General features: G+C 35.0%; 12 protein-coding genes, 4 tRNA genes and 1 pseudogene. 6 read left to right on the forward strand and 11 right to left on the reverse strand.

All coding sequences use genetic code 11. The annotated features are described in order from the left end of the window. Nucleotides 1-76 precede the first annotated feature (76 nt). The 7 genes from AC0IWE_RS12835 to rpsU all read right to left on the reverse strand — a co-directional run bounded on the left by AC0IWE_RS12835 (nt 77) and on the right by rpsU (nt 2,732). Nucleotides 77-148: transfer RNA gene (locus tag AC0IWE_RS12835), tRNA-Thr, on the reverse strand. Between the two features lie 80 nt (nt 149-228). Continuing rightward, nucleotides 229-304: transfer RNA gene (locus AC0IWE_RS12840), tRNA-Gly, on the reverse strand. A gap of 81 nt (nt 305-385) precedes the next feature. After that, nucleotides 386-468 (reverse strand) — tRNA-Tyr (locus tag AC0IWE_RS12845). A gap of 39 nt (nt 469-507) precedes the next feature. Beyond that, nucleotides 508-580, reverse strand: a tRNA-Thr gene (locus AC0IWE_RS12850). Nucleotides 581-1,132: 552 nt separating this feature from the next. Next, nucleotides 1,133-1,480, reverse strand: a complete 348-nt coding sequence (hpf, locus tag AC0IWE_RS12855) for a ribosome hibernation-promoting factor, HPF/YfiA family (RefSeq protein ID WP_055914885.1) — start codon at nt 1,478-1,480, stop codon at nt 1,133-1,135. Nucleotides 1,481-1,493: 13 nt separating this feature from the next. Beyond that, a complete protein-coding gene (locus AC0IWE_RS12860; protein ID WP_471793360.1) occupies nt 1,494-2,378 on the reverse strand; it encodes a tyrosine-type recombinase/integrase in 885 nt (294 codons plus the stop codon). A 159-nt stretch (nt 2,379-2,537) separates the two neighbouring features. Then, complete coding sequence (rpsU, locus tag AC0IWE_RS12865; protein WP_025143268.1) at nt 2,538-2,732, reverse strand: 30S ribosomal protein S21; 195 nt, start codon at nt 2,730-2,732, stop codon at nt 2,538-2,540. Nucleotides 2,733-2,901: 169 nt separating this feature from the next. Between rpsU and AC0IWE_RS12870 the strand changes: the two genes are divergently transcribed. After that, complete coding sequence (locus AC0IWE_RS12870) at nt 2,902-3,288, forward strand: hypothetical protein (protein ID WP_471793361.1); 387 nt, start codon at nt 2,902-2,904, stop codon at nt 3,286-3,288. Between the two features lie 106 nt (nt 3,289-3,394). Here the strand turns inward: AC0IWE_RS12870 and AC0IWE_RS12875 are convergent, their stop codons facing one another. The 4 genes from AC0IWE_RS12875 to AC0IWE_RS12890 form a co-directional block, all read right to left on the reverse strand. Then, complete coding sequence (locus tag AC0IWE_RS12875) at nt 3,395-3,568, reverse strand: DUF6496 domain-containing protein (RefSeq protein ID WP_200912349.1); 174 nt, start codon at nt 3,566-3,568, stop codon at nt 3,395-3,397. 273 nt (nt 3,569-3,841) lie between these two features. Beyond that, nucleotides 3,842-4,996, reverse strand: coding sequence for an acyl-CoA dehydrogenase family protein (locus AC0IWE_RS12880; RefSeq protein WP_055914896.1), 1,155 nt, complete (start codon nt 4,994-4,996; stop codon nt 3,842-3,844). Nucleotides 4,997-5,382: 386 nt separating this feature from the next. Then, entirely contained in the window at nt 5,383-5,703 is a 321-nt protein-coding gene (locus AC0IWE_RS12885) for a ComEA family DNA-binding protein (RefSeq protein WP_471794036.1), read from the reverse strand. After that, complete coding sequence (locus tag AC0IWE_RS12890; RefSeq protein WP_471793362.1) at nt 5,694-6,224, reverse strand: ComEA family DNA-binding protein; 531 nt, start codon at nt 6,222-6,224, stop codon at nt 5,694-5,696. The genes AC0IWE_RS12885 and AC0IWE_RS12890 overlap by 10 nt, the downstream gene beginning before the upstream one ends. 97 nt (nt 6,225-6,321) lie before the next feature. Here AC0IWE_RS12890 and AC0IWE_RS12895 point away from each other — a divergent pair. From AC0IWE_RS12895 to AC0IWE_RS12915, 5 genes and pseudogenes are all read left to right on the forward strand, one after another. Beyond that, nucleotides 6,322-8,075: pseudogene (locus AC0IWE_RS12895) on the forward strand (lysophospholipid acyltransferase family protein). A 502-nt stretch (nt 8,076-8,577) separates the two neighbouring features. Further along, the gene (locus tag AC0IWE_RS12900; protein WP_471794037.1) at nt 8,578-9,021 is read left to right on the forward strand and encodes a 1-acyl-sn-glycerol-3-phosphate acyltransferase; all 444 of its coding nucleotides are present in this window, start codon (nt 8,578-8,580) and stop codon (nt 9,019-9,021) included. Between the two features lie 383 nt (nt 9,022-9,404). After that, nucleotides 9,405-10,556, forward strand: coding sequence for a hypothetical protein (locus AC0IWE_RS12905; protein ID WP_471793363.1), 1,152 nt, complete (start codon nt 9,405-9,407; stop codon nt 10,554-10,556). A 128-nt stretch (nt 10,557-10,684) separates the two neighbouring features. Then, entirely contained in the window at nt 10,685-10,960 is a 276-nt protein-coding gene (locus tag AC0IWE_RS12910; RefSeq protein WP_055914911.1) for a hypothetical protein, read from the forward strand. Between the two features lie 282 nt (nt 10,961-11,242). Next, nucleotides 11,243-11,557 carry a hypothetical protein gene (locus tag AC0IWE_RS12915; RefSeq protein WP_463493104.1) on the forward strand — a complete coding sequence of 105 codons (315 nt, stop codon included), beginning with the start codon at nt 11,243-11,245 and terminating at the stop codon, nt 11,555-11,557. The last annotated feature ends 292 nt before the right edge of the window (nt 11,558-11,849 follow it).

Below are 11,849 nucleotides of genomic sequence, written 5' to 3' on the forward strand. Positions count from 1 at the left end.
GTTTTGATGCAATGCAACACAAAAAACCTTGTCTACACTGCATATTAAACAGATTTAACAAAGCTTTATTATCCTGAGCCAACTATGGGAATTGAACCCATGACCTCTTCCTTACCAAGGAAGTGCTCTACCGCTGAGCTAAGTCGGCTTTTTAGTTTCCAGTTCCAGCCTTTTAGTTTTAACCAAATTAAAACTGTAACCAATAACTGCCCACTTTTCTAATCTTATTGGAGCGGAAGACGAGGTTCGAACTCGCGACCTATAGCTTGGAAGGCTATCGCTCTACCAACTGAGCTACTTCCGCTTTTAAAAACTAGTGATTGATTGAATGAAAGAATGAGAGATTTATTCTATCATTAAAACATTTGGTCATTCATTTAAAGTGTGGGGAGAGAAGGATTCGAACCTTCGAAATCTTGCGATAACAGAGTTACAGTCTGTCCCATTTGGCCGCTCTGGAATCTCCCCATTTTCTACTTCAAAATGCTAACACTTTAAAATAAAAAGAGCCTCCTATCGGAATCGAACCAATGACCTACTGATTACAAGTCAGTTGCTCTACCAGCTGAGCTAAGGAGGCTTTAAATTTTGTGCAATGATACGAAAAATCTTCATTTTTCATACTATTAACGTGTTTTTTTAAAACTTTTATCTTTTTAAAGAACAACCCTTTTCTGATTGGCTTAACACCGTTTCCGAAAGGGAATGCAAATATACACACTTATATTTCACTTCAAAATAAATTTGAAAAAAAATAGAGAACTTTTTTAGTGTTTTAACCCAAAAGCCGCGATTTACAATAATAGATACTTCATAATCAGCCCCTTTGCTATTGTATAAAAATTTATTATTATTTTTAACTTTTAATACGTTTTAAGCAATGTGAATCGGTTTTTAGCCTTAACCCTTATTTTACGCTTTTACCTACTTGGTTAAAACATGCGTACATACTTACCTGATTAATTCAAATAGTATAAATATCTTAAAAAACTTCAAAACATTACTTAGCAAATCATTTTTCTGATTGATCATTATAACGGAGAAAATGTTTACCATGAAAATGTATTTTAATAAAAAAACGGCAACACCATGATGAATGATGTTGCCGTTTTATTTATAAAACCAGACTATGTTAGTAGTCAGCAGCTTCGCTTTCGGTTAAAATTGCTTTATGCTCGCTTAATTTTGCGCGCGTTTTATCTTTATGTTTAGTGATCTGCTTTCTTAAAGATTCGATCGCAAGATCTGTGGCTTCTTCAAATGATTTACATTGTTCCTTTGCAAAGAGGGTACCACCTGGTACAATGAGTTTTATCTCACTGATTTTATTGGCCTCGTCTTCTACGTTCTCTAACTTTAAATACACTTCTCCGCTAATGATCTGGTCGAAAAACTGATCTAGCTTGTTCGCTTTCTTCTGTATAAAATCTAACAACTTACTGTCTGCACTGAAGTGGATTGATTGAACTCCGATTTTCATTTTTCCTCCTTTTTTACGCCTTTGGATGGGCTTGTTTATAAATTGTTTTTAATCTTTCGATCGAATTGTGGGTGTAAACCTGGGTTGCTGCTAAACTTGCGTGGCCCAAAAGTTCTTTGATTGCATTTAAATCTGCTCCTGCATTTAGCAGACTTGTTGCATAGCTATGCCGTAGCACGTGGGGACTTTTCTTTTCATTGGTTGATATGTGGTTTAGATATGAGGTAACAATGCGGTATATTAATTTTGGATATGCCGCCGCACCTGTATTGGTAACGATTAAGATAAGCAAATTGTTATTAAAGTTTTGCAACTTTTTTAGGTTAATATAGGTATCAACCTGATTGATAAGCTGTTTATTTACAGGTATAATTCTTTCCTTATTTCTTTTACCCAATACCTTGATTGTTCCCGAATACACATCAATATCTGTTTCTTTTAACTGAAGTAACTCAGTTAAACGCATACCGGTACCAAAAAGCAGTTCAATTACCAGATGATCGCGTACTGAAGGAAAACTTTCATTGAAATAATTTTCAGAATCCAACAATTGATCCATCTTTTGCGAATCAATAAACACTGGAAGCCGTTTGGGAATTTTAGGGGCTTTAATTAATACAGTCGGATTTTGGTCAATCTTTCCGGCCCTTAATAAAAATTTGTAAAAGCTTCTTAAAGCTGAAATTTTGCGGTTGATGGTATTTTCGGATACTTCCTGCTCCATCAATTCTACCATATAACTTCTTAGATGTATATGCTTAACTTCAAGGAAGCTGAGTGTGAAACTATCATTGATGTATGCCTCAAACTGATCTAAATCTGTTTGATAAGCGCCGATGGTATGTTGAGAATAGCGCTTCTCGTGAGTTAAATATGTGATAAAACTTTTTAGCAACATTCAATATCTTTTTACGGGCATTGATATGAAGTTACAAATAGTTTTGATATAAAGAAATCATTAATTAATTGTTTATTGTAAAGTTTTGGATTCCTTTTAAAACAAAAAAGTCCTTCCGATTTTAATCAGAAGGACTTTTTATATTTATATCGTAAACAACTATGAAGTTGTATCTAGATTCATGTTCTGAATGTAAACAGCATGTTTAATTTCAGTACGGCGAGCAACGGATTTTTTCTCGTATGCTTGGCGACTACGTAGTTCTCTCAATACACCAGTTTTTTCAAACTTTTTCTTGAAACGTTTAAGGGCTTTATCTAATGATTCGCCGTCTTTAATGTTGATAATGATCATAACGCTGAAATACCTCCTCTCGTGGTTTTTAAATTCTTCCCCTGTTATCGGGGATGCAAATGTAAGCAAAAGATTGAAAATTAGAAAGATTTAGAAAAAAGAAATTTAATTTAAATCATTAAGCAAACTCATCTGTTGATTACCTACATTTATATATACATTATTATTTATGACTACAGGCAAAAAAGTTACCTCAATTATTGCAGTAATAATTGTTATTGCATTAATTGCAATTTGTTACTACCGTTATTTCTTTGTTTTTGGCGAAGGCGTTAAAGCAGGCGAATTAAATTATGTGGTAAAAAAGGGTTATGTGTTTAAAACCTACGAAGGAAAATTGATTCAAAGCGGTATAAAATCCAGACAAACAGGAACTTTACAGAATAATGAATTTGAATTTTCTATCGCAAATAAGGAAATAGCAGATAAAATGATGGCCAATAGTGGTAAGTTTTACGAATTACACTATAAAGAATACAAAAATTCGCTACCGTGGCGTGGATTTAGTGTATATGTAGTGGATAGTATTTTAACATCCAAAGATATACCGCAATAAGCTGAACATGAGCAGAAAGCGAAAAGCCCAAAGACTAAAGCTTAAAGATGTGGGAAGATAGTTTACTCACCTTGCCTATTCGCTTTGGTTTTTCGGCTTTAAGCTTTTAACCTTTCTTCGGCACCTTAGCTCCTTCTTTTCTTGCTTCTGATAATCCGATGGCAACTGCTTGCTTTTTGGATGTTACTTTTTTACCGGAGCCGCTTTTTAACTTGCCCTCTTTCATTTCGTGCATGGTTTTCTCAACTTTATCACCAGCTTTTTCTGAATACTTTGCCATATTTTAATTCATTAGTCAATGGTTCATTAATTTATCGGTTAATTGTTAAAATCGATTAAGTGACCTCTAGACATACTCAATTAACCTTTAATGTTAGTAAAACAAGGGCAATAAAGGGTTGGTTTGGGAAAATTGAACAAAAAAAATCCGGAGGAGGTTAAGCCGTCCGGATTGCTCATAATATATTTGGTTTGTTGTTTCTAAGGTTGAAGGTGTAGGGCGTAAGGTTTAGGGTGATCAACATTAGCCTTAAACCCTAAACCTTATACCTTTCTACCCTTGCAATATTTCTCGGGCAATTACAATTTTCTGTATTTCGGATGTGCCCTCACCTATGGTACATAATTTACTATCGCGATAAAATTTCTCAACTGGGAAATCTTTGGTGTAACCATAACCGCCAAATATCTGTACGGCATCGGTGGCCACTCTTACCGAAACTTCTGATGCAAAATATTTTGCCATTGCCGATTCTTTGGTCATAGGTAAATGCCTGTTTTTTAAATCGGCGGCCTGGCGGATCAATAATTCAGCGGCTTCAATTTCGGTAGCCATATCGGCAAGTTTAAAACTAATGCCCTGGAAGCTTGAAATAGGCTGCCCGAACTGCTGGCGCTGTTTCGAATAGGCTACTGCCGCATCAAAAGCACCTTTGGCAATGCCCAGGGCTAATGCTGCGATCGAGATTCTTCCACCATCCAAAACTTTCATGGCCTGTTTGAAACCTTCACCTACATTTCCCAATAAATTGGCTTTAGGTACCCGGCAGTTATCAAAAATCATTTCCGTAGTTTCCGACGCCCTCATACCCAGTTTATTCTCTTTTTTACCTGCTGTAAAACCAGGTGTACCCCGTTCAACAACAATGGCAGAAATCCCTTTCGAGCTCCCCTGCTCACCTGTTCTTACCATTACTACAGCGATATCGCCGCTTTTACCATGGGTAATCCAGTTTTTTGCTCCATTTATAATATAATCGTCGCCATCTTCAACAGCAGTGGTCATCATTCTAAGCGCGTCTGATCCTGTGTTGGCTTCGGTTAAACCCCAGGCACCAATCCATTCGGCTGTTGCAAGCTTTGGCAGCCATTTCTGTTTTTGTTCTTCATTGGCAAATGCTAAAATATGCCCTGTACACAAGGAGTTGTGTGCGGCCAGCGAAAGGCCAATTGAACCACAAACCCTGGCAACTTCTACAATCACATCAACATATTCCTGATAACCCAATCCGGAGCCACCATACGTTTCAGGTACCAAAACGCCCATTAAACCCAATTCTCCTAGTTGCTTAAACAGTTCTATCGGGAAATGCTGTGCCTCATCCCATTCCATGATATTCGGACGAATGTTTTTCTCAGCAAAATCGCGGACCATGGCCTTAACATTCTGCTGAGTTTCTGTTTCTGAAAAATCGAAGCTTACGCTCATTAAATTATATTTTAAGTTAGTTAAAGGCAATTATAAACATTTATTTCATAGTTAATTACCATAAAATATTTGTGCAGTTACAGAATGAAATGGTATTCGGTTCAATTAGTATATCGGTTAATTTTAAGCCCCGAAATTACCCGAAAAAGTTTTTTATATTTTTTCACACTATTGGGGAATAAACCGGTAATAAGATTTTGTTGATGAGAATAATTGCTTTCACCTTGTTGGGCTATGCGTATATATAAATTGAAAGATATACATCTCAATTAATTAACAGTCGAATGCTTGTGAAAAGCAATTAAGAGATTAATTAATCAACGTTTAAAAGGAAATATAAGGTAGAATCTTATCAATTACCTCTTGATTTAAGATTACGATCTTTTTTAAATCTGTTGAACCGGCATAACCACCGTGTTGATTTTCGATACTGGCGAATGGCGTCGATTTGTGTTGTATGATAAATAGGGATTTGCTTTTAAATCGTTAAAAGTTGCGGTATTGATATTGACTTGCTTTAAAGGTATGGCACTCATCGAAACTTGACTTTCTATTGCTGCATATTTATTAGCATCCAAACCATAAACCTCCATTAATTGCTCTTTTTTATAAAATCCGCCGAGTCGATTACGGTATTTAACAATTCTGCTTGCAAAAGCTCCCCCTATTCCTTTTATCTCGTCTACATTTTGCAGAATCAGCCAGATTTATATCCACAATAACTGCGGCTCTTTTTCACATATTCCTTTTTTTCAAATGGTGTAAACTTTTTTGAAAAATTACCTTGCTGATCAGCAATGTTTACATACGGCAACAGTTTTCCATACATTTTTGAAGAAATGGTATACATTTTCTTCAAATCTTCGGCTTTGTAAAATCTGCCACCTTTTTGGGTATAATTTACTATGGCTTGTGCCTGTTTAGGCGATAAACCTAAATGCTGCCAGCCAGTTGCATCCAAAGTATTAGGGTCGAACTTAAAAAGTTTACTTTTATCTTCCCGGTCAGGATTTTCAATCCGATCGCGGATCTCAGAAGCATATTTTTCGTCGGCTATGGTTATATTCTGTATCCTGCTCAACAGATTTGGATCATCTTTTTCAATGGGTTTATAGGCACTATATAATAAAGGTATAGCCTTTAATAATAAAATAATGGATACTAAAAACAGCAAGCCATTAAATTCTCCTTTGCTAAAACCAAAATTTTTATTGAGCCAAATTCTCATTGATGTGATATGACATGTGTATTATAAATATAAATCTTATTTTTGGGATTGCAAAACTGGAGGCAGGTTTTGCTTATCAACGCCATAAGAATTATATATGAAGATCATAACTACGTCTGAGTTTGCGAAAGCGACAAAGATAGATAAGCTAGGTGTACCAGGTTTAGCGGGTTTGATGATGGAGATCATGAAACTGAATGACATCAATGATGTATTCGCTCAAAATCAACACTTTAAAGGTTTAGAGTTTGTAGATAAGATACTGGAAACCATTGGCGTTTCTATCGAATTTGATGACGACGATTTAAATAGCATCCCAAAAACAGGTCCATTCATTGCCATTGCAAACCATCCTTATGGTGGTGTAGAAGGTTTGGCTCTTGTTAAAACTTTTATGCACCGTTAGGCCGGATGCAAAAGTGATGGTAAACTTTATTTTAAAGAAAATCCCAAATCTGGATGAGTTTTTTGTTGCCGTAAACCCTTTCGAAAATGTTCAGCACTCCTCAAGCATCAGTGGTTTAAAAACTACTTTCGATTTGCTGAGAAATGGCATTCCGATAGGAATTTTCCCTGCCGGAGAGGTTTCTACCTTTAAATTGGATGCGCAGCAGGTAACCGACAGAATGTGGCATCCGGTTGTTGGTAAGCTTATTGCCAAAGCCAAAGTTCCGGTTGTACCTATTTATTTTCATGGTAATAATGGTGTTTTCTTTAACATTTTAAGCTTCATCCACCCTACTTTGCGCACGGCAAAACTTCCTTCGGAGTTTTTAAATAAACATGGTCGCACCATTAAGGTAAGAATTGGTAAGCCCATTGCGATTTCAGAAATTTCGCACATGAACAGCAGCAATAAGTTGATGGACTTTTTAAGGGCCCGTACTTATGCGCTTGGAATTGGACTGGATACGGGAGAAAAAACTCTTCAATCCATTAAACTTATTTAAAATTAAAAAGAAACCTGCTGAGGTTATTGAAGAAACTTCGCGGTTATTGATTAAAAGTGAGGTTGAAAAGTTGGAGGATTTTAAGGTTTGGACGGAGAAAAACTATGAAGTTTATATTGTTCCGACACTAAAGATTCCTAATATTTTAAGGGAAATTGGCCGTTTGCGGGAAATTACCTTCCGCGAAGTGGGTGAAGGAACAAACAAAAAAATAGACCTTGATAACTACGATATTTACTATAACCATTTATTTATTTGGGATAGGGATTTAGAAAATATTGTAGGTGCGTACAGAATTGGTAAGGGCGACGAAATTTTAGAAAGCATGGGCCGCCGTGGGTTTTACCTTTCTGAACTCTTTAAAATGAAAGATCAGTTTTACCCAATGCTGCGCCAAGGGATAGAACTTGGCAGATCGTGGATCAGGAAAGAATACCAGGGCAAGCCACTTCCTTTATTTTTGCTTTGGAAAGGCATTTTAAAATACCTGATTGATAACCCACAGTACCGCTATATGTTCGGGCCGGTAAGTATCAGCAACAATTTTTCTAAATTTAGTAAAGCTTTAATTGTTGATTACATTACAAAAAACCATTTCGATTATGAGATGGCCAAATATGTTAAACCAAGAAACAAATTTAAAGCTGATCTTTTACCAATTTCTACTGATACACTGGTTGACAGTAGTGAATCATTTAAGGATTTAGACAGTATTATTGGTGACATTGAAAATTCGCACATTAAAATCCCTGTATTGTTAAGGCAGTATATGAATTTGAATGCAAAGATTATTTCATTCAATATCGATCCTAAATTTTCTGATTGCCTGGATGGGTTTTTAGTTGTAGATACACACAATATTCCACCAGAAATGCTGGAAAAACTTGGCAAGAACTTATAATTTCATTCAATAAAAAAACCCAGACATCCATCTGGGTTTTTTATTATCAACTAACCTAAACTTTATAAATACTAACCAAATATTTATGCCACAAAAGTATAGTGAGCTTGTTAAGTTGATATTAATGAAATGTTATTTATAGAATTAATTACAATACAATTTGTTAACGAATAAATACGCAGTTGTTCATATTATTCCGTTATCTTTAGCTACTCTGTATGAGCTATGATGAACATTCGACTTTGAAAAACAGGATGTTTCCCTCCCTTATATTTAGCTCAACTAAATAATCTTTTATTAGGTTGGTTTTCGAATAGAAATCAATCTTGAATTCTCATTATGACGGTCATTTCTAAAGAAAATTTTTCAAAAGCAACAGGTATTTGTAAAATTCCCATCCCTGGTTTGGCTTCCTTTTTAATGCGTTTTTTTAAAGATTAATGAATTTAACGGAATTATTAAAGATGCCGATACTTTAGAAGGTGAAAAATTTGCAAACCATATCCTTAAAGTTTTAGGTGTTACCATTCAGATCAGTGATGAAGACTTGGCCAACATCCCGAAAGAAGGCGCATTTATAGCTATTGCAAACCACCCTTATGGTGCAATTGAATCGCTTGCATTGTTGAGCACACTAGCCAATCAGCGTGCCGATACCATGTTTATGGGAAACTTTCTATTAAAGAAAATCCCGAACCTGGAAAAATGCATTATCGCCGTCAATCCCTTCGAAAAAGTTCAGGATGCATCAAGCATTAGTGGATTAAAAACAACTTTAAAAGTTCTAAAAGACGGGAGCCCTGTTGCTATTTTCCCCGCTGGTGAAGTTTCTTCTTATAAATTCAGAAAAAATCAGATTACAGACCGAGAGTGGCATCCTGTCGGTTGGAAAAATCATCTCAAAAGCCAATGTACCCATTCTTCCAGTCTATTTTCATGGCAATAACGGGATTTTTTTCAGTTTGCTAAAATTCATACATCCGTCATTACAAACGGCCAAATTGATTTCAGAATTATTCAATAAAAATGGCCATCAATTAAAAATCAGTATTGGTAAACCCATTCATTTAAAGGAGAATCGCCTGCAAAGATTGTAATACTTCTCTTTTGAAACACTTAAGAAAAGATCTTTACGCATTAAAAAACGATTAGGTTGGTTTTTAAAATTCAATGTTAATTCACGGTTAGCTAATGCGCCTCCTGTTAACATAAAGAAATTGTTGCTTTAACGTTAATAATAAGTAAATTTAATGTAACCAAATATGTTGTGGTTTGATACGAGGGATTTACATATTATTTTCGAGCATTATTTTATTTGCTTCTATAGTGATGAATAGCAACATCGCGATGGGGCAAAACTATTCGTTTGATTTTTATAACGGTACTTTCAATTTCAAACTGGATTCTACAACCGTAATACCCACAGCAAATACAGCTAGTGCTGCCGAAGTTTCGAAATTCTACAGCAGCATTTCTTCAGGTGATTATGAACCGCTTCTTTCTTCATTAAAAGAATATCAGAAAAAATACGACTTAAATGACTGGATTTATTACCAACTGATCCGTAAAACTGCTGAGCAGATCAGTCCTAAAGCAAACAATTATTTCAGGTATACCTTATATAAATGGTTTTTGCTCAGCAAATGTGGTTATGATGCCAGGCTGGCAGTTGGGAATAATCAGGTGATCTTTTATGTACGAAATGATGAAGATATTAGTGATATCCCCTTTTTTATGGTCGACGGTAAAAAGTTTGTCTGCTTAAATTACCACGATTACGGAAAACTATTTAAACAGACTGATACTTATAAGCCGGTTAAAATTTCCGTTCCGGAAGCAAAAAACGCCTTCTCTTATAAAGTAACGCGTATGCCCGATTTTAAACCGGATAGTTATCAGGAGAAAGATATCGCGTTTAGTTATCGACAAAAAGTACAGCATTTTAAACTTAAAGTGAATGAAAATGTACAAACCATTTTCAAAAACTATCCGGTAGTCGACTTTGAAAGTTATTTTAACATCCCACTGAGTAGAGAAACCTATAGTTCGCTCATTCCAACATTAAAAGAAAATTTGAAACACCTGGATAAGAAAAAAGGTGTTGATTATTTGATGAAGTTTACCCGATATAGTTTTTTATACGAAGATGATAGTGAGAATTATGGTGAAGAAAAACGTTTCTCGCCTGAGCAAACTTTATTAAGCACTTATAGTGATTGTGATGACCGGGCTGCCCTGTTTTTCTATCTGGTAAAGGAAATATACGATTTACCCATGATCGCTTTATTGTATCCTAAGCACCTTACCATTGCCGTACAATTTGATACACCTATAGGAAAGGCGATTACCTATAAGGGCAAAAAATATTCTTATTGTGAGCCTACACCACAGGCACAGAATTTAAAAATCGGACAGCTTTCTGCCAACCTGAAAGACAGTAAATACCAGGTAGTTTATGCTTATGAACCTATAAGGCGATAACAGCCTTATGGACTAATTCAATGTTAATTTAATATTTATTTAATGTTATCTTATCAATAACAAGCTGAATCATCAGCTAATAACAGTACTTTTATTTTTGAACTGATGTTTAAATTTAATTTGTCTTTATGTCTGCAACAATATATACCATTTTAAAAGAATTTTTTGTTGAGGCAAACGGCCATGCCATTAAGGCCAGAATTATGTCGCCAATTAATGATGAGAATATTTTTGTGTTCCAAATTAATTCTTTTTATAAAAGTAAAACCGACGCCGATGCTTACGAACCTGCATCTACATTTACCTCTTATGCAAATGCCGAGCGACATTTATTACAATACCTGGAGGGTTTTCAAAATACTTTAGATCTTGGTGGAGCCATTGCACCAGGCCATAACTTTTAGTTATTTTCGCTATTGTTTCTTCAGGATTGATCTCTGATGAGATTACATTTACATCAGTATTCGTTTTTCCTTTTGATTGCCAATAAGAATTAGCAGTTAAATAATCAAAAAAAACTTTAATGAAAATTGGACAAGTCAGGCTTTCCTGACTCCAAACGTCCTGATTTAAAATAAGTTAAAACAAATATTTTACATGTTAAGCGGGCAACCGACTGTTAACATAATGATAATATTAATTTAACTTTCCGATTCTCTATCTTTGAAAATACCCATTAATTTTAGATGAAAAAGAATAAATCGAAGTCGAAAAATCATTCGACAAGCAAAAAGTTACGTAAAGAATTAGAATCCAAATTAGTACTTGCATTTACAGATCTTCTTGATCAATATGGCAAAGCAAAAAAAACAGATAAGGTAATTGAGAAGTTTGCAAAGCAATTAGCAAAGAAAGTTACTTTCAGAATACAAGATGATTCTATAGCTCCATTTACAAAAGAAGAAATCACCAGTGCTGAACCTGCAAAAGCAAAAACAGCTAAACCGGTTGTAATAAAAAAAGCAAAAGTAATTGTTAAGGAAGAGGTTGAAGCGAAATAAATAAAAAAGGCCTTGTTGGTAACCCAACAAGGCTTTCTTAATGTGTAAATAAAAGCTTATCGTAAAACTCCTCTGATCTTCTGTAGATAATCGACTGCTAAAATTTAAAGTCGTTATTCAAAAATCTACCGGGTAGAGCCGCTCGCATTTTTAATATTTGTTTCAAAAAAAATAAGTATATTGGCTGTGTTAATTAAATAAACCGTTAACGAACCATTATAATCTGCCCGGATAAACTTAGCTTATCCTTAGCGGCAATAAAACTCATCCCATTTATTTTATTGGTAAATAC

The organism is Pedobacter sp. AC402, from assembly GCF_979252805.1.

Bases quoted from the DNA above. Each gene is read 5' to 3' on its own strand.
- AC0IWE_RS12875 (WP_200912349.1), bottom strand. From the start codon at position 3,568: ATGGCAAAGTATTCAGAAAAAGCTGGTGATAAAGTTGAGAAAACCATG.
- AC0IWE_RS12910 (WP_055914911.1), top strand. From the start codon at position 10,685: ATGTCTGCAACAATATATACCATTTTAAAAGAATTTTTTGTTGAGGCA.
- AC0IWE_RS12880 (WP_055914896.1), bottom strand. From the start codon at position 4,996: ATGAGCGTAAGCTTCGATTTTTCAGAAACAGAAACTCAGCAGAATGTT.
- AC0IWE_RS12890 (WP_471793362.1), bottom strand. From the start codon at position 6,224: ATGAGAATTTGGCTCAATAAAAATTTTGGTTTTAGCAAAGGAGAATTT.
- AC0IWE_RS12860 (WP_471793360.1), bottom strand. From the start codon at position 2,378: ATGTTGCTAAAAAGTTTTATCACATATTTAACTCACGAGAAGCGCTAT.
- rpsU (WP_025143268.1), bottom strand. From the start codon at position 2,732: ATGATCATTATCAACATTAAAGACGGCGAATCATTAGATAAAGCCCTT.
- AC0IWE_RS12870 (WP_471793361.1), top strand. From the start codon at position 2,902: ATGACTACAGGCAAAAAAGTTACCTCAATTATTGCAGTAATAATTGTT.
- AC0IWE_RS12915 (WP_463493104.1), top strand. From the start codon at position 11,243: ATGAAAAAGAATAAATCGAAGTCGAAAAATCATTCGACAAGCAAAAAG.
- hpf (WP_055914885.1), bottom strand. From the start codon at position 1,480: ATGAAAATCGGAGTTCAATCAATCCACTTCAGTGCAGACAGTAAGTTG.
- AC0IWE_RS12905 (WP_471793363.1), top strand. From the start codon at position 9,405: ATGAATAGCAACATCGCGATGGGGCAAAACTATTCGTTTGATTTTTAT.